Raw genomic sequence first — 16,261 nt, forward strand, 5'->3', positions numbered from 1 at the left:
GCCCTCCTCCCGGTGGAGGAAGCCCTGCTCACCCGCGACGAACACCTCGTCCACGCGTGGCTGGAAACGGGACGGGGCGTCGATGACGGCCCCGGCGGGCGCGGCGGCGGGCGCGGCGGCGGGCGCGCACGCCCCGGCCGAGCGGGCCGCGAGCCCGGGGGCCGATGCGGAGCAGCCCGGGCCGTGCGGGTGCCCCCGGACACCCGCACGGCCCGGGCCGGCGATCGGGCTACAGGTTGCCGCGGCGGGCCTGCTCCCGCTCGATCGCCTCGAACAGGGCCTTGAAGTTGCCCTTGCCGAAGCCCATCGAGCCGTGGCGCTCGATGATCTCGAAGAAGACGGTCGGACGGTCCTGGACCGGCTTGGTGAAGATCTGCAGCAGATAGCCGTCCTCGTCGCGGTCGGCGAGGATCTTCAGCTCGCGCAGAGTGTCGATCGGGACGCGGGTCTCGCCGACCCACTCCCCCAGCGTGTCGTAGTAGGAGTCGGGCGTGTTCAGGAACTCGACACCGGCCGCGCGCATGGTGCGGACCGTCTGCACGATGTCGTTGGTGTTGAGCGCGATGTGCTGCACGCCCGCGCCGCCGTAGAACTCCAGGTACTCGTCGATCTGGGACTTCTTCTTGGCGATGGCCGGCTCGTTGATCGGGAACTTGACCTTGAGCGTGCCGTCGGCGACGACCTTCGACATCAGCGCGCTGTACTCGGTGGCGATGTCGTCGCCCACGAACTCCTTCATGTTCGTGAAGCCCATGACCTTGTTGTAGAAGCCGACCCACTCGTTCATCCGGCCGAGCTCGACGTTGCCGACGCAGTGGTCGATCGCCTGGAAGGTGCGCTGGGCGGGCGGTTCGACCATCGGCTGGGCCGCCACGTAGCCGGGCAGGTAGGGGCCTTCGTAGCCGGAGCGCTCGACGAGGGTGTGGCGGGTCTCGCCGTAGGTGGCGATGGCGGCCAGGACGACCGTGCCGTGCTCGTCCTTCCGCTCGTAGGGCTCGGTGACCGAGCGGGCGCCGTGCTCGAGCGCGTAGGCGTAGGCGGCGCGTGCGTCCGGCACCTCGATGGCGAGGTCGACGACGCCGTCGCCGTGCTCGGCCACGTGCCGGGCGAGGAAGCGGCCCCAGTCGCTCGTGGGCTTGATGACCGAGGTGAGGACGAAGCGGGCGGAGCCGTTCTCCAGAACGTACGCAGCGGTCTCGCGGTTGCCGTTCTCCGGTCCGGAGTAGGCGACCAGCTTCATGCCGAAGGCGGTGGAGTAGTAGTGCGCCGCCTGCTTGGCGTTGCCCACGGCGAAGACGACCGCGTCCATTCCCTTGACCGGGAAGGGGTCGGCCTGCCGGGCGGTGTCGGGAGTGTGGTGTGTGGTCTGCGTCATAGCCGCAGGGTCTCCCCGCTCGGCAAGGTGCGCAATAGTTTGCGTTTCCGCTGGGCAACCTGTTCAGCAATACGGCCGTGTCATCGGCCCTTCTGTACAGGATGACCACCCCGAAAGGCTGCTGTGGCGATCGATCATCTGGACGGCCGGATCATCCTGCTGCTGGCCCGGGAGCCGCGGATCGGGGTGCTGGAGATGTCCCGGCGGCTGGGGGTGGCCCGGGGCACGGCGCAGGCCCGCCTCGACCGGCTTCAGTCGAACGGAGTCATCCGCGGCTTCGGTCCGCAGGTGGATCCGGCGGCGCTCGGCTACCCGGTCACGGCGTTCGCGACGCTCCAGATCCGGCAGGGCCAAGGGCCCGACGTACGGGCCCACTTGGCGACCGTGCCGGAGGTGCTGGAGCTGCACACCACCACCGGCAGCGGGGACATGCTGTGCCGCCTCGTGGCCCGCTCCAACGCCGATCTTCAGCGTGTGATCGACCGGGTCGTCGGTTTTGATGGCATCGTCCGGGCCTCCACGGCGATCGTCATGGAGAACCCCGTTCCGCTGCGGATCATCCCGCTGGTGGAGCAGGCAGCGGAGGAGACCTGAGTCATGGGGTGAGCGCGTGTGAACTTCTTGGAGTATCTGGGCACCCGGAAAGAGCAGCTGCTCACGGACGCCTACCAGCACGCGAGCGTCGTCTTCCAGTGCATGGTCGTGGCGACCCTGATCGGGGTGCTGATCGGCGTGGTCTCCTACAGCAGCGAGTGGGCCGGGAACCTCGCGACCACGACCACCGCGACCATCCTGACCGTCCCGGCGCTGGCCCTGATCGGTCTGCTCATCCCGATCGTGGGTCTCGGCGTGCCGCCCACGGTGATCGCCCTGACGCTGTACGGGCTGCTGCCGGTCGTCCGCAACGCCATCGTCGGCCTGCGCGGGGTCGACCCGTCCCTGGTGGACGCGGCCACGGGCATCGGGATGTCCCGGCCGGCCCGGCTGCTGCGGATCGAGCTGCCGCTGGCCTGGCCGCCGATCCTGACCGGGATCCGGGTCTCCACCCAGATGCTGATGGGCATCGCGGCCATCGCGGCGTACGCCTCCGGCCCCGGCCTCGGCAACGTCATCTTCCGCGGCCTGGCCTCGCTGGGCAGCGCGAACGCGCTCAACCAGGTCCTCGCGGGCACGCTCGGCATCATCGTCCTGGCGCTGCTGTTCGACGCCGCGTACGTCCTGATCGGACGGCTGACCATTCCCAGGGGGATCCGTGCCTGAGTCCGGCGACCACGGGGCCTCCATCGAGCTGGAGAGCCTGACCAAGCTCTTCCCCGGCAGCGCGCAGCCTGCCGTGGACAACGTGAGCATGGAGATCAAGGCGGGCGAGGTCGTCATCCTCGTCGGTCCCTCGGGCTGCGGTAAGTCGACCACGCTCAAGATGATCAACAGGTTGATCGAGCCGACCGGCGGCCGGATCCGCATCGGCGGTGAGGACGTCACCGACATGGACCCGGTCAAGCTGCGCCGCAAGGTCGGCTACGCCATCCAGTCGGCCGGTCTCTTCCCGCACATGACGGTCGCGCAGAACATCGCCCTCGTGCCGAAGATGATCGGCTGGCCGAAGAACCGGATCAAGGAGCGGACCGAGGAACTCCTCGACCTGGTGGGCCTCGACCCCGGCGAGTTCCACGGCCGCTACCCGCGCCAGCTCTCGGGCGGTCAGCAGCAGCGCGTGGGCGTGGCACGGGCCCTCGCCGCCGATCCCCCGGTGCTGCTCATGGACGAGCCGTTCGGGGCGGTGGACCCGATCACCCGGGACCATCTCCAGGACGAGCTGATCCGGCTGCAGCACGAGCTGCACAAGACGATCGTCTTCGTCACCCATGACTTCGACGAGGCGATCAAGATCGGCGACCGGATCGCCGTCCTGCGCGAGCGGTCCCACATCGCGCAGTTCGACACGCCGGAGGCCATCCTCACCAACCCGGCGGACGACTTCGTGTCCGGGTTCGTGGGCGCCGGGGCGGCGCTGAAGCGGCTCAATCTCACCCGCGTACGGGACGTCGAGGTCACCGACTATCCGACCGTCACGATCGACGACCCGTTGCAGCAGATCTTCAACCGGCTGCGGGCCGGCGGCACCAACGAGGTCCTGTTGCTCGACCGGCGCGGCCGGCCCTACAAGTGGCTGAGGCGCGGTGACCTGATGCGGGCCCGGGGCTCGCTGGCCCGGGCCGGGACGCCGGTGCACGACACGGTCACCCGGGACGCGACCCTCAGGGACGCGCTGGAGGCGGTGCTCACCGACAACGCCGGGCGGGTGGCGGTGACCGGACGGCGCGGCGAGTACACGGGCGTCGTCGACATGGAGACCCTGATCAACTCCGTGCACGACCTGCTGGAGGCCGACCGGCTCGACGCGCTGGAGCACCAGCACGAACTGGAGTCACTGCGGGCCTCGCAGACGCACGCGGAGCAGGAGGGCGGCGGCGTCGTGGGCGGCGGGGTCGCGGGCGGCGTCGCGGGCGTGGGCGGCTTCGGCGGGGAGCGGAAGGCGTGACCGCGCCCGACGTGAAGGACGTACCGTCCGAGCCGGCGGCCGAGGAGAAGGCCGAGGCGCCCCGGAGACCGCCGGCCCCCCGGCCCCCACGCATCAGCTGGCAGAAGCTGACCGTCCTGCCCGCCGCCCTGGTGGCCTTGCTGCTCGCCACCTACCTCTGGTTCCAGCAGGCCGATCTGGACGCGCTCTCCCGGAACGCCCTGTCGGGCGGCCAGGTCTCCAAGGCCCTGTGGCAGCACATCCAGCTGACCGTGATCTCCACGTTCTTCGTGCTGATCATCGCCATCCCGCTGGGCATCCTGCTGACCCGCCGGGCGTTCAGCAAGGCCACGCCGGTGGCGATGGCGTTCGCCAACATGGGCCAGGCGACCCCGGCGATCGGCCTGCTGGCGCTCCTCGTCATCTGGCTGGGCATCGGCCGCAGGGCCGCCCTGATCGGCATGATCATCTACGCCATCCTGCCGGTGCTGTCGAACACGATCACCGGCCTCAAGGCGAACGACCCGACCCTGCTGGAGGCGGCGCGCGGCATCGGTATGTCCCCGCTGGGCGTGCTGCGCCGGGTCGAAGTGCCGCTGGCCGTCCCGCTGATCCTCGCGGGTGTCCGTACGGCCCTGGTCCTGAACGTCGGTACGGCGACCCTGGCGGTCTTCGGCGGGGGCGGCGGCCTGGGCGTACTGATCACGACCGGGATCACCAACCAGCGGATGCCGGTGCTGGTGCTGGGTTCGATCCTCACGGTCGCGCTGGCGCTGCTGGTGGACTGGCTGGCGTCGATCGCGGAGTTGTTGCTGCGGCCGCGGGGGTTGCAGTCATGAGGGGGCGGGGGTGTGGGTGGGTGGGGGTGCTGGTGGCGGTCGCCGGCTGTGGGCTGACCAGTGGGTCCCCCATGACCGATGACGTGAAGCCGGGCTCGATCGGCCGGGGTGAGCCGCTGAAGGGGGCGCAGCTGACGGTGACGTCGAAGTCGTTCACCGAGCAGCTGATCCTCGGCTCGATCATGGGCATCGCGTTCGAGGCGGCCGGCGCGGAGGTGATCGACCGCACCGGCATCCAGGGCTCCATCGGCAGCCGCGAGGCCGTCCGCAAGGGCGACGCGGACGCCGGGTACGAGTACACGGGCACGGCCTGGATCACGTACCTGGGCAACAGCAAGCCCATCCCCGACCCGCGTGAGCAGTGGGAGGCGGTGCGGAAGGAGGACGCCCGCAACGGGGTGACCTGGCTGCAGCCCGCGGAGCTCAACAACACGTACGCGCTGGCGATGAACCAGGAGAACGCGAAGAAGTACGGCACGAAGACCCTGTCGGACGTGGCGAAACTGGCGAAGTCCGACCCCGGGGCGGCGTCGCTGTGCGTGGAGGTCGAGTTCGCCAACCGGGCGGACGGGCTGCCGGGCATGCAGAAGGCGTACGGCATGGACGTACCGGCCCGGGACATCACGCAGATGGACACCGGGATCATCTACACCCAGGCGGCGAAGGGGAGTTGCACGTACGGGGAGGTGTACACCACCGACGGGCGCATCAACTCGATGAACCTCGCCGTGATGGACGACGACAAGAGGTTCTTCCCCAACTACAACGCCGCGCCGATGATCAACACGAAGACGTTGAAGGAGTGGCCGGCGATCGCGGAGGTGCTTGATCCGGTCACGGCGAAGCTGGACAACGCGGTGGCGCGGGAGCTGAACGGGAAGGTGGATGTGGACGGGGAGGATCCGCATCAGGTGGCGTTGGACTGGATGGTGGAGGAGGGGTTTGTCAGGGAGGGGTGATCAGAGGGAGTTGCAAAGAAACCGTTGCAAGGGTTCCTTTGCAAGTATACCTTTGCATCATGCCCGAACCCCAGAACCCTCAGGTGCGGCAACTCGACGCCCGTTCCCTACGCGGACTCGCACACCCCCTGCGCATGCAGCTGCTGGACGCCCTGCGCTTCGGCGGCCCGGCCACCGCCTCCCAACTGGCCGGGAAACTGGGCGAGTCCAGCGGTGCCACCAGCTACCACCTGCGCCAACTAGCGGAGTACGGCTTCGTCGAGGACGCCCCCGAGCGGGGCAAGGGGCGCGAGCGATGGTGGCAGGCAGTGCACCACGGCCTGCGCTTCGACGACGCCCTGCTCAGCGACTCGGATCCGGCCGTACGCGGAGCTGCGGACCTGTACCTCCACGAGGTCGCCACCACGCAGACCCGGGAGCTGTCGACATGGCTGGGCAACCGTGACTCATGGCCCGAGGAGTGGAGCGACGCCTGGGACATGAGCAGCGCCACGCTGCGACTGACACCCGAGCTGACGCGGGAGCTCGTCGAGAAGATGCACGCGCTGATCGACTCCTACCGCGACCGCGCACCCGCCGAGGACGCCCCTGGCGCCGAGCAGGTCCGATTCCACACCCACGCCTTCCCGATCAGGACGGACTGAGATGCACCCGGACATCCACCTCGCCCTGCACCAAGCCCGCGCCGCCGAACTCCGAGCCGAGGCCGGAGCCCCGCGGCCCGTCAGAGCCAGGCCGGCTCAGCACCTCCGGACCCGCCTCGGCTGGACCCTCGTAGAGGTCGGGTTACGGCTCGCCACGCGGCCGGCAGCAGCCCATTAACAGCTGGGCACGGACCCCTTGCCCGTCTCCAGGGCCACCAGCGAATTCACCGTGCTCTTCAGCGTGGTCACCGGAATCAGCCGAAGGCCCTTCGGCAGCTCGGCCCGCGCATCCCCGCACTCCGCCTTAGGGACGAGGAACACCGTCGCGCCATCACGCTTCGCCGCCTGCGTCTTGAGGGCGACACCCCCCACCGCACCGATCGTGCCGTCCGCGGCGATCGTGCCCGTACCGGCGATGACACGGCCCCCCGTGAGATCCCCGCCGCTGCCGTCGCCGTCGAGCTTGTCGATGATCCCCAGGGAGAAGAGCAGCCCCGCGCTGGGCCCGCCCACGTCGGCGAGCTTCAGGCTCACCTCGACGTCCTTGGCGTTCAGACCGAGGTAGCCCAGCGCGGCCTGCGTCGCCGCGTCCTGGGACTCCTTCATCTGCTCCTCGTTGTGCCGCTCGATCTCCTTGACGCTGTCCCCGTTCGGATAGACGGCGTCGCGTGGCATGACCGCCTGGTCGGTGCGGAACCAGCTGTCGATGACGTCGGGGAGCGAGACACGGGTGTCCGGGGAGGTCGCCTCGATGGTCGTCATACGCAGCTGCCCGCGGGTGTCCCGGGCCGGTGCGCCCGAGATGGTGATCACCTCGGCGCCCTTGTTCTCCCCGAGCACGTTCGCCGTCATCCCCGGCTGCGCCACCGAGAACGGCAGTGGCGCGAACGCCGCCGTGGCGAACAGGGCGGCGACGGGCAGGGCACAGACGGCGATGGCCCGGGGGCGCGTGAGACGAGAGAACACGGGATCAATCTAACTCGGGGGCGGGATCCGGCCCGGATCAGGTCGTCCGGACCCTGCCAGGGGGCACGCAGGAGACACGGCAGAGGTCAGCGCAGCGCCTCCGCGACCTCACGCGCCGCCTCGACGACCCGCTCCCCCACCCGCTCCGGCACCACGTCGGCCAGCATGACCACACCCACACTGCCCTCGACGCCCGTCACGCCCAGCAGCGGCGCCGCCGCCCCACAGGCGCCCGCCTCCAGCTCCCCGTGCGTGAGGGTGTAGCCAGGGTCCGCCATCGGGTGCTGCCGGGCCGCGAGGATCGCTTTTCCGGCGGCGCCGCGGTCCAGGGGATGACGGAACCCGGCGCGGTAGGCGACGTGATAGTCGGTCCAGGTCGGCTCCACCACGGCCACGGCGAGCGCGTCCGCCCCGTCGACCAGGGTCAGGTGCGCCGTGGCCCCGATGTCCTCGGCCAGCGACCGCAGCGCCGGCATCGCGGCCTCCCGGACCAGCGGATGGACCTGACGTCCCAGACCGAGCACGCCGAGCCCGACACGGGCACGTCCGCCCAGGTCACGGCGTATGAGCGCGTGCTGTTCCAGGGTGGCGAGCAACCGGTACACCACGGTCCGGTTCACGCCCAGCCGGACGGAGAGCTCGGTCACGGTCAGCCCGTGGTCCGTGTCGGCGAGCAGCTTGAGGACCCGCAGTCCTCTGTCGAGCGTCTGGGAGGTCTCCGCGGTCACGACGCCCACTCCTTAGTGGTGAGGTCGGCGGCCCTCTGGCGGCTGGTGCGTCACCGAGTCCCGTCGGCAACGCGCTTCAGAGGCCGCCGATCGGCCGGCGGCCCGGCCAGTCCGGACCGCGTCGCTTCACGGCTGCGCTCCGCGGCGGCGCTGCCACGGGGCGTATGCGTAGCCGGACAGTAGCGGGGCGGGTTCGCTGAGCGGAAGGCTCCGTCCAGAATCCGGGCACAGCCCAGGGGCAACTGACTCCCTTTGCCCTCATACGCGCATCAGGAGCCTCGCGACGTCCCACCGAGCACACACGACACCCGCACAACCGGAACCTGGCGTGGCGATGCCGGCGAGGGCGTCACTTCATCCGGGTCGCCCACTCCTGCACCTTGGCGATCCGCTGCCGCAGCTGCCCCGGTGTCGCCTCCGCCGCCGGAGGCCCCCCGCACACGCGCCGCAGCTCCGTGTGGATCACCCCGTGCGGCTTGCCGCTCTGGTGGACGTAGGCGCCGACCAGCCCGTTGAGCTGCCGCCGCAGCTCCATCATCTCCTTGTGGGAGACCACCGGCCGCCGCTCGGCGGGCACTTCGAGCAGGTCCGCTTCCTCGTCCGGCTTCTTGCGGCTGTGCGCGATCTGCCGGGCCTGACGCTTCTGGAGCAGCAGCTGGACCTGGTCGGGCTCGAGCAGCCCCGGGATCCCGAGGTAGTCCTGCTCCTCCTCGCTGCCCGGGTGGGCCTGCATGCCGAACTCGGCGCCGTTGTACATGACCCGGTCGAAGACGGCCTCGGACTCCAGCGCCTCGAAGGAGAACTGCTCCTGCTCGCCGGTGTCCTCGTCCTGCTCCCTGTTCGCCTCGTCCATCTCCTTCTCGGACTCGGTGTACGGGTCTTCCTCGCCCTGCTTCTTGGGCTTGTCGAGGACGTGGTCGCGCTCGCGCTCCATCTCGTTGGCGAAGGAGAGCAGGTCGGGCACGGTCGGCAGGAACACGGAGGCCGTCTCGCCGCGCCGCCGGGACCGCACGAAACGGCCCACGGCCTGGGCGAAGAAGAGAGGCGTCGAGATGGTCGTGGCGTACACGCCGACCGCGAGCCGCGGCACGTCCACACCCTCGGACACCATCCGCACCGCGACCATCCACCGGTCGGTGCTCGCACTGAAGTCGTCGATGTTCTTCGAGGCGCCGGTGTCGTCGGAGAGTACGACCGTGGCCTTGCTGCCGGTGATCTCACGGATCAGCTTGGCGTAGGCGCGCGCGGAGTCCTGGTCCGCGGCGATGACGAGCGCACCGGCGTCCGGGATGGCCTTCCGCACCTCGGTCAGCCGCTGGTCGGCGGCGCGCAGCACGGAGGGCATCCACTCGCCGCGCGGATCGAGGGCGGTACGCCAGGCCTGGCTGATGGCGTCCTTGGTCATCGGCTCGCCCAGCCGTGCCGCGATCTCGTCACCGGCCTTGGTGCGCCAGCGCATGTTGCCGCTGTAGGAGAGGAAGATGACGGGCCGCACGACGTTGTCGGCGAGGGCGTTGCCGTAGCCGTAGGTGTAGTCGGCGGCGGACCGCCGGATCCCGTCGTTCCCCTCCTCGTACGTCACGAAGGGGATGGGGTTGGTGTCGGACCGGAAAGGCGTACCGGTCAGGGCGAGCCGGCGGGTGGCGGGCTCGAATGCCTCCAGGCAGGCCTCGCCCCACGACTTGCTGTCACCGGCATGGTGGATCTCATCAAGGATGACGAGGGTCTTGCGCTGCTCGACCCGGTTGCGGTGCAGCATGGGCCGCACACCGACACCGGCATACGTCACGGCGATCCCGTGGTAGTCCTTGGCGAGCGGCCCCGCGCTGTACTCGGGATCCAGCTTGATGCCGATCCGCGCGGCCGCCTCCGCCCACTGCTTCTTGAGGTGCTCGGTGGGCGCGACGACGGTGACCTGCTGGACGACATGGTGGTGCAGCATCCAGGAGGCCAGCGTCAGCGCGAAGGTCGTCTTGCCGGCGCCGGGGGTGGCGACCGCCAGGAAGTCCCGCGGCTGCTCCTGGATGTACTTCTCCATCGCGCCCTCCTGCCAGGCGCGCAGCTTGCTGGCGGTACCCCAGGGGGCGCGGCCGGGGAACGCCGGGGACAGGTGGTGCGAGGCAGAACTGGTGCCGGCGGTGGTAGTCACGGTCTCCGTAAGGGGGTCGGGCGGCTCGTCCAAGCGAGCCAAACGGCTCGGCTACGTATGACAACCGGGCCACCCTACCGGCGGCCCGCCCCCGTCAACGCGCGGACAACCCCGGACCACCCCAGGGTGGGATCCACGTCACAGCTCCCTCAACCGCCCCGCGATCACGGAGATGTCGCTCTCGTCCCCGGAGGCCACATCGATGACCAGGTCGTAGGCGGTGTCCTGGTCGCAGCCGGTGAGGTCGACGCCGTTGACACCGAGGAACGTCGCGGCGGCCAGCCAGGCCGTGCGCTTGTTCCCGTCGACGAGGGGATGGTTCGTCGCGATGGCGTGCAACAGCGCGGCCGCCTGTTCGTGCAGGTCGTCGTAGGCCGCCGTGCCGAACATCCGGGCGCGCGGGCGGTGCACGGCGGAGACCAGCAGTCCGGTCTCCCGCACTTCGGGGGCGGGCCCGTCGCCTCCCCCGCCGAAGGCGATGCGAGCGATCGACGTGACCTCCGCGACGGTGAGGTGCCTGGTCATTCGCCGAGCCTCCGCAACAGCTCGGCGTGCGCGTCGGCGAGCGACTCCGCCGTGCCCCGCACCGCCGACGACTCCCGCGCCAGCCGGTGCAGTACGGCGTCGAGCGCGATGTCCTCGGGGAGACGGCCGGTGGCGTCCGCGAGGTCGTCGAGCTCCTGCCGGACGTGCGACGGGAGGGGGATGGTGAAGTCGGTCATGCCGGTGACGATAGGGAGCACGCCGGGAACCGGCGAATGCTTTACGACTCGCCCCGGCCCCAACAGCCCACATGCGAAGGGGGCCTCACCGCTCCCGTAGCCGAGTCGTCACCCAGGCCCCCACCAACGCCACCGCCGCCATCGGCAGGAACACCGCGGCGAAGGCGGTCGGATGTGAGCCGGAGGCGTGCGCGGCCGTGTGGCTCACCGTGCCTCCGCCGAGGGCGGCGAAGGCGGCTCCCCCGGCGGACAGGAGGACGACGTTGGAGAGGCCGTCGGAGATCTGCAGGGCGGCGGAGTTGGAGCCGGCTTCCGACGGGGCCGAGAGCTGGAGCAGGAGCACGCTCGTGGAGGAGATGACGAGCCCCATGCCGAGGCAGCCGAAGGCCCAGGCGACGGCCAGGGTCCAGACGGGCACGGAGTCGATCAGCACACTCGGCGCCGTGGCGATGGCCGCCGCCACCAGCAGCATCCCGACGGTCGTCAACCGCTCCCGGTACGGCTCGAACCGCGACCGCGACTGCACCCAGGAGCCCAGCGCCCATGTCCCGCCGCCCGCGGCGAGCGAGAACCCGGCCAGTGTCGGACTGAGCCCGCGCTGGGTCACGAGCATCAGCGGCACGAAGGACTCCGCGGCGATGAAGGACCCCGCGGCGACACCGCGCAGCAGTACGACGGAGGGCAATCCTCGGGCAGCCCGATAGGTACCCCTCGGCAACAGCCCGAGCACGGCGGGCACCAGCAGGGCCACGCCCATGGCACCGGGCAGGATGGAGAGAGGACGCAGGTCCTGGGCGGCGTACTGGAGCAGCCCCGCGCCGAGGGAGATGGCCAGGGCGAGACGAATCCGCCGACGGTCGAAGGACTTCGAGACCGCCTCACCGACCGGACCGGCGGCCCGGCGCCGTATCTGCGGCAGCGCGAGCGCCAGCGGAAAGACGACGAGCACCGGAATCCCGACGAACACCCAGCGCCAGCCCAGCTGTTCCGTCACCGTGCCGGCGGCGAGCGGACCGACGATCGACGGTACGACCCAGCTCGCCGCGAACGCCGCCATGATCGCCGGCCGCAGCCGCTCCGGATAGGCCCGCCCGACGACGACATACAGCGCGACGATCACCAGCCCGCCGCCGAGCCCCTGCACGGCCCGTCCCAGGATGAACAGCCACATCACCCCGGCCGTCCCCGACAGCAGCAGCCCGGCCCCGAAGGAGGAGATGCCGACCGCCAACGGCCCGAGGGGCCCCCGCAGATCGGACCACTGCCCCGCGAGCACCATCCCGAACAGACTGGTCGTGAAGTACCCGGAGAACGCGAACGCGTACAGCGACACCCCGTCCAGCTCCCGCGCCGCGACCGGCATCGCCGTCCCCACGGCCGTCGCCTCGAAGGCGATGAGCAGCACGACGGAGACGATCCCGACGCTCAACGCGCGGTAGGCCCGCCCCAGCACGGTCTCCTCCACCTCGGCGACCGAGGGGGCGGCGGTGGCGTCTACGACCTCTGGGTCACTCGGCTTGGGGACGGTCATGCCCGCCAGCGTAAGTTCCACAGGGCCCGTTGACCCCTGTCGCGAGACGGCCGACCACCCCGACCTTGGTCGTACGCCCCTGGCCCGACCCCCGCTCTGTGAACGCCGTATGGCAGTCCCGTTGCGGCACACCCGATGCCCTTGAGCACCGCTTCCCCACCGGCCTACTGTCAGGACATCGAGTTGGAACACGGCCGGTGCCGATCAGGTCCTCCTCGCCCCGGCCGTGTGCCCGAGTGGTTCAGGGGCTCGCCTGCAAAGCGAGTTACGTGGGTTCGAATCCCGCCACGGCCTCTGGTGCCTTGACCAGGCAAGACGAACGGGCGGCACCCTCCAGGGGTGCCGCCCGTTCGGTCTTCCGTCTCAGTAGCCGTCTCAGTAGCGTCCTACAGATACAACTCAGGCGCACAAGGGAAACAGATGAAAGGCGCTCCAGCGTCGTGGCGCAACAGCCCCCCGGCGCCACACAGAGAGCCGCGGATCATGGGGCAGCGCCTCCCGCTTGGCCGCTTGGCGACGGTCCGCCAGGTTGCTGAGACTGCTGCACCAGGCTGTCTGTCGACGAACGCATCAGGGAACGATGATTGAACCCAAGGCTTTTACTACCCCAGAGGGCAGCTGGACCAATTAGAAATACCAGCGCGGCGGGAACTGTCGCGGTAGGAGGAACCCCAAGGCTTGTCGCAACGGCGACAAATACTGCCGCAACGGAAGCACCGACGATAACGATCCAAGCATCTTTACGGCGGCCTTCAGGGATCGAGTGCGCCAAGACAGCATCATTTTCCACAAGCTGGTCTTCGTCAAGCAAGCCCTGCCATCGCTGTTCAGCAAGTCGAGCCACGAGGACTCCGATTACCTGTGCGAACTCTTTGCAGGCAGGCGCACCCCGCTTAAGCACCTCCGCACTGGCCGAGTGGAGCGCCTGCTGCACTTGCAAGACATGCTGTTGCACATCCTTCTTCCGCTGGCCTGTCATTCCCGGATAGCCCACAAGCGCAAAGCTTCCAAGGGCCTTGCTTAGTGCTGACGCCTCTTGATCCAAGGCTAGCGGAGTCGACCTTCCCCGGGGCAACTCAGCACACAGAGCAAGGCAGCGAACAGCGAGAACGTACGCCCATCCGAACCCTTCCTCCCTCATGAGCACAAGAGCAGCGGAACGGGTCATAAAGAAAAAGATCAGGAAAGAAATGAACCCCCCGACAGAGATCGGAGCCAGCCGCCACGGGTCATCCTCTTCAATGGCAGACAACGAGAAGAGCGAAAGCTCAAGAAGGAGCGTCGAGATGGCGGCGAAAGCTAGAGACCACCCCCTTACCTTTTCACGCACTTTCGCCTGCAATCGATAATGCTGTTGCACTTCCCGCAATTGCAGAGCAGTTCTGACCTCAAAATATCTTGCGGCAGTTACAGCTTTTCTCGGATTCTCCCGCAATGCACTCTCTACCCTGAGCGACTTAGCGAGAGAATGCGGCTGATGTTTTTTACGCCATGGCCGATACAGGCGAGCAGTGCGGATAAGTATGAACGCGAAAAGCCCCGTTGCCACCGGCAAGGCTACAAGACCGAAAATGAGACGTGTAGCTGTTTCCTTCCACTCCAACTTTCTACCCCCCTCGACCAGCTACCCATGCTCCGCGACATCCTAGCCAGAAGACTCTGATGGAAAGGGAACGTGCCTCAGTGCGCCAGGTTTGGCGCACTGGCCACGCCCTCACTCCCAGATCAACCCATCTAGCTGCCGCGCGATGTCGGTCCGAACTGCGTCCACCATGTGTTGATATCGGGCGGCCATCGCTGTCGTCGACCACCCCATGAGGCCCATGACGGCTCGCTCAGGAACGCCAAGGATGAGCAACACCGTCGCAGCCGTGTGGCGCGCATCGTGCAGACGCCCATCCCGAACCTTTGCCTCGGCCAGAAGGGCCTTCCACTCGGCCCAGTCCCGGCGGTGGGACGGACTACGCCCGTGTTCGTCCGGGAAGACCAACCTGTTCTCCTCCCAGTGCTTGCCGGCCGCCACCCGCTCCCCTTCCTGTGCCTTGAGGTGGGCACGGAGTAGGTCGACGAGCTGTTCGGGGAGACCGACCGCGCGGCGGCCAGCGCGGGACTTGCTGGTGGACAACGCCGGGTTGGTTCGTCGCCTTTGCGGGCAGTACCCGGCCGCCTTGCGTCCGCAGGGCTCCGCGCACCCGCGAGCGTACTGCGGCCGGTGTCGACTACGCCGGACCACAAGGAACCCACCGTCAAGGTCCACGTCCTCCCACCTCAGACCGAGCACTTCCCCAAATCTGCTGGCTCAGCCTTGCCTTCAAGCCGCTCGTTATCTTGGTCTTTGTCCAGTGCACCAACGATCACCGCCGTACGCACTCCCCGTCTGACCTGGCCTCTGCGCTCGTATGGACGCCCCTGACGGCCATACGGACAGTTGGAAAGCGTGTTGAGGGCCACCCGCTCCCGTAAAGCGGGTGGCCCCCCATCTGGCGCTCGCACGGCGTGGTCACCGCTTCTCTTCCTGTACGCCGTCAGACCCTGCCACCGTTGCTATTGCTGCCGCGCCTCGGTGTTCTGACGGATCGTGGCGGCGACGTCGAGCAGGGCGTAGGCGACGGCAGCGAGGCCTTCCCCGATGGCGTCGGTTCGGTACTCGTCGCCCGTCCGGCCCGCCGCCGCGTCTGCCTTGCCCTCCGCGTAGCTCCCGTAGGCGCTCTGATTCGGCATCCGTGTCCCTCCCCAGCTTCTCCAGGGATCTTTGCTGCCTCCCCCCCCTGTCGGAGCTCGGCCAAGCCTCAGATCACGCCAGCCTCGCTCCCTCCCAGTGGCACGAGGAGGCGCGTCAGGTGCTAGGTCGTGTCCGCAAAGTGGTTGGTGCGTTGGTCTGTTCGTGGTGCGTCGTCATGAGCTGACCGATGAGTCGTGGGCGGTGATCGAGCCGTTGCTCGCCCCGCCCCGAATGGGCCGTCCGGTGCGGGATCGTCGTCAGGTGGTCAACGGGGTCCTGTGGAAGCTGTCCACCGGGGCGGCCTGGCGCGACCTGCCCGAACGCTACGGCCCGTGGAAAACGGTCTACGAACGCTTCCGCCGCTGGTCGGCCGACGGCACCTGGGAGCGGCTGCTGGCCCACGTCCAACAGCGCTCTGACGCCGTCGGTGCTGTCGACTGGACGGTGGTGTGCGTGGACTCCACAACCGTGCGGGCTCACCAGCACGCGGCCGGGGCCCGAAAAGGGGGCTCTGCCCGGGCGAGGCGATCGGCCGGTCCCGCGGCGGGCTGACCACGAAGATCCACCTCGCCTGCGACGGGCAGGGCCTCCCGCTGGCCTTCACGATCACCGGCGGGAACGTCAACGACTGCACCCAGTTCGAGCAGGTCATGGCCCGCATCAGCGTCGGCCGGTGCGGGCCCGGGCGGCCCAGGACCCGGCCCGGACAGGTCGTTGCCGACAAGGGCTACTCGTCCACGAAGATTCGCTCCTACCTGCGTAGACGAGGCATCAAGGCCGCGATCCCGGAACGGATCGACCAGATCAACGGCCGCATCCGGCGCGGCGAGAGCCGCTGCCGGCTCGACCGGACCGCCTACCGGCGCCGCAACGTCGTCGAACGCTGCTTCAACAAGCTCAAGCACAACAAAGCCCTGGCCACCCGCTACGACAAACTCGCCCGCCACTACAAAGCCCTGGTCACCATCGCCTGCCTACAACTCTGGCTGCCCTGACTTTGCGGACACGACCTAGGTCGTGTCCGCAAAGTGGCGGCGTCGTTGGTTGGTTCGTGGTGCGTCGTCATGAGCTGACTGATGAGTCGTGGGCGGTGATCGAGCCGTTC

At 68.8% G+C, this 16,261-nt stretch carries 15 protein-coding genes, 1 tRNA gene and 2 pseudogenes; 8 read left to right on the forward strand and 10 right to left on the reverse strand.

The window, feature by feature from the left end; all coding sequences use genetic code 11:
- Nucleotides 1–229: 229 nt before the first annotated feature.
- Nucleotides 230–1,375 carry a 4-hydroxyphenylpyruvate dioxygenase gene (gene hppD / locus ACFT32_RS43315; RefSeq protein WP_382500219.1) on the reverse strand — a complete coding sequence of 382 codons (1,146 nt, stop codon included), beginning with the start codon at nucleotides 1,373–1,375 and terminating at the stop codon, nucleotides 230–232.
- A 123-nt stretch (nucleotides 1,376–1,498) separates the two neighbouring features.
- On the opposite strand from hppD, the gene ACFT32_RS43320 reads away from it, so the two are divergent.
- Genes ACFT32_RS43320 through ACFT32_RS43345 form a run of 6 tightly spaced genes read left to right on the forward strand, consistent with a single transcriptional unit; the run spans nucleotide 1,499 to nucleotide 6,338 of the window.
- A complete protein-coding gene (locus ACFT32_RS43320; RefSeq protein WP_382500221.1) occupies nucleotides 1,499–1,969 on the forward strand; it encodes an Lrp/AsnC family transcriptional regulator in 471 nt (156 codons plus the stop codon).
- A gap of 18 nt (nucleotides 1,970–1,987) precedes the next feature.
- The gene (locus ACFT32_RS43325) at nucleotides 1,988–2,635 is read left to right on the forward strand and encodes an ABC transporter permease (protein ID WP_382500224.1); all 648 of its coding nucleotides are present in this window, start codon (nucleotides 1,988–1,990) and stop codon (nucleotides 2,633–2,635) included.
- Nucleotides 2,628–3,917: a betaine/proline/choline family ABC transporter ATP-binding protein gene (locus ACFT32_RS43330; RefSeq protein ID WP_382500226.1), complete on the forward strand. Its 1,290-nt coding sequence runs from the start codon at nucleotides 2,628–2,630 to the stop codon at nucleotides 3,915–3,917. Before ACFT32_RS43325 ends, ACFT32_RS43330 begins: the two co-directional genes overlap by 8 nt.
- On the forward strand, nucleotides 3,914–4,735 hold the full coding sequence (locus tag ACFT32_RS43335; RefSeq protein WP_382500228.1) for an ABC transporter permease: 822 nt from the start codon (nucleotides 3,914–3,916) through the stop codon (nucleotides 4,733–4,735). Before ACFT32_RS43330 ends, ACFT32_RS43335 begins: the two co-directional genes overlap by 4 nt.
- Nucleotides 4,732–5,694, forward strand: a complete 963-nt coding sequence (locus ACFT32_RS43340; protein WP_382500231.1) for a glycine betaine ABC transporter substrate-binding protein — start codon at nucleotides 4,732–4,734, stop codon at nucleotides 5,692–5,694. Before ACFT32_RS43335 ends, ACFT32_RS43340 begins: the two co-directional genes overlap by 4 nt.
- 59 nt (nucleotides 5,695–5,753) lie before the next feature.
- The gene (locus tag ACFT32_RS43345; protein ID WP_382500233.1) at nucleotides 5,754–6,338 is read left to right on the forward strand and encodes an ArsR/SmtB family transcription factor; all 585 of its coding nucleotides are present in this window, start codon (nucleotides 5,754–5,756) and stop codon (nucleotides 6,336–6,338) included.
- Between the two features lie 174 nt (nucleotides 6,339–6,512).
- Here ACFT32_RS43345 and ACFT32_RS43350 read toward each other — a convergent pair whose 3' ends face one another.
- The 6 genes from ACFT32_RS43350 to ACFT32_RS43375 all read right to left on the reverse strand — a co-directional run bounded on the left by ACFT32_RS43350 (nucleotide 6,513) and on the right by ACFT32_RS43375 (nucleotide 12,434).
- On the reverse strand, nucleotides 6,513–7,304 hold the full coding sequence (locus tag ACFT32_RS43350) for a S16 family serine protease (RefSeq protein WP_382500236.1): 792 nt from the start codon (nucleotides 7,302–7,304) through the stop codon (nucleotides 6,513–6,515).
- Nucleotides 7,305–7,390: 86 nt separating this feature from the next.
- Nucleotides 7,391–8,032 carry an IclR family transcriptional regulator gene (locus ACFT32_RS43355; protein ID WP_382500238.1) on the reverse strand — a complete coding sequence of 214 codons (642 nt, stop codon included), beginning with the start codon at nucleotides 8,030–8,032 and terminating at the stop codon, nucleotides 7,391–7,393.
- Nucleotides 8,033–8,381: 349 nt separating this feature from the next.
- Entirely contained in the window at nucleotides 8,382–10,181 is a 1,800-nt protein-coding gene (locus ACFT32_RS43360) for a DEAD/DEAH box helicase (RefSeq protein WP_382500240.1), read from the reverse strand.
- Between the two features lie 138 nt (nucleotides 10,182–10,319).
- On the reverse strand, nucleotides 10,320–10,706 hold the full coding sequence (locus ACFT32_RS43365) for a type II toxin-antitoxin system death-on-curing family toxin (RefSeq protein WP_382500242.1): 387 nt from the start codon (nucleotides 10,704–10,706) through the stop codon (nucleotides 10,320–10,322).
- Nucleotides 10,703–10,903: a hypothetical protein gene (locus ACFT32_RS43370; protein WP_382500244.1), complete on the reverse strand. Its 201-nt coding sequence runs from the start codon at nucleotides 10,901–10,903 to the stop codon at nucleotides 10,703–10,705. Before ACFT32_RS43370 ends, ACFT32_RS43365 begins: the two co-directional genes overlap by 4 nt.
- Before the next feature lie 85 nt (nucleotides 10,904–10,988).
- Nucleotides 10,989–12,434, reverse strand: coding sequence for an MFS transporter (locus tag ACFT32_RS43375; protein ID WP_382500246.1), 1,446 nt, complete (start codon nucleotides 12,432–12,434; stop codon nucleotides 10,989–10,991).
- A gap of 222 nt (nucleotides 12,435–12,656) precedes the next feature.
- On the opposite strand from ACFT32_RS43375, the gene ACFT32_RS43380 reads away from it, so the two are divergent.
- A tRNA-Cys gene (locus tag ACFT32_RS43380) sits at nucleotides 12,657–12,728 on the forward strand.
- A gap of 187 nt (nucleotides 12,729–12,915) precedes the next feature.
- Here ACFT32_RS43380 and ACFT32_RS43385 read toward each other — a convergent pair.
- From ACFT32_RS43385 to ACFT32_RS43395, 3 genes and pseudogenes are all read right to left on the reverse strand, one after another.
- A complete protein-coding gene (locus ACFT32_RS43385; RefSeq protein WP_382500248.1) occupies nucleotides 12,916–14,037 on the reverse strand; it encodes a hypothetical protein in 1,122 nt (373 codons plus the stop codon).
- Nucleotides 14,038–14,148: 111 nt separating this feature from the next.
- Nucleotides 14,149–14,727, reverse strand: a pseudogene (locus ACFT32_RS43390) (tyrosine-type recombinase/integrase); the annotation flags it as partial.
- A gap of 251 nt (nucleotides 14,728–14,978) precedes the next feature.
- The gene (locus ACFT32_RS43395; RefSeq protein ID WP_382500249.1) at nucleotides 14,979–15,155 is read right to left on the reverse strand and encodes a hypothetical protein; all 177 of its coding nucleotides are present in this window, start codon (nucleotides 15,153–15,155) and stop codon (nucleotides 14,979–14,981) included.
- Nucleotides 15,156–15,387: 232 nt separating this feature from the next.
- Between ACFT32_RS43395 and ACFT32_RS43400 the strand changes: the two are divergent.
- Nucleotides 15,388–16,151 (forward strand): annotated as a pseudogene (locus tag ACFT32_RS43400) (IS5 family transposase).
- The last annotated feature ends 110 nt before the right edge of the window (nucleotides 16,152–16,261 follow it).

The sequence above is a fragment of the Streptomyces sp. NPDC057002 genome, from assembly GCF_042673825.1.
GTDB lineage: Bacteria > Actinomycetota > Actinomycetes > Streptomycetales > Streptomycetaceae > Streptomyces.

What these genes read in the sequence shown, in the direction of transcription:
- hppD (WP_382500219.1), bottom strand. Translation starts at nt 1,375, where the DNA reads ATGACGCAGACCACACACCACACTCCCGACACCGCCCGGCAGGCCGAC.
- ACFT32_RS43340 (WP_382500231.1), top strand. Translation starts at nt 4,732, where the DNA reads ATGAGGGGGCGGGGGTGTGGGTGGGTGGGGGTGCTGGTGGCGGTCGCC.
- ACFT32_RS43345 (WP_382500233.1), top strand. Translation starts at nt 5,754, where the DNA reads ATGCCCGAACCCCAGAACCCTCAGGTGCGGCAACTCGACGCCCGTTCC.
- ACFT32_RS43365 (WP_382500242.1), bottom strand. Translation starts at nt 10,706, where the DNA reads ATGACCAGGCACCTCACCGTCGCGGAGGTCACGTCGATCGCTCGCATC.
- ACFT32_RS43370 (WP_382500244.1), bottom strand. Translation starts at nt 10,903, where the DNA reads ATGACCGACTTCACCATCCCCCTCCCGTCGCACGTCCGGCAGGAGCTC.
- ACFT32_RS43375 (WP_382500246.1), bottom strand. Translation starts at nt 12,434, where the DNA reads ATGACCGTCCCCAAGCCGAGTGACCCAGAGGTCGTAGACGCCACCGCC.
- ACFT32_RS43395 (WP_382500249.1), bottom strand. Translation starts at nt 15,155, where the DNA reads ATGCCGAATCAGAGCGCCTACGGGAGCTACGCGGAGGGCAAGGCAGAC.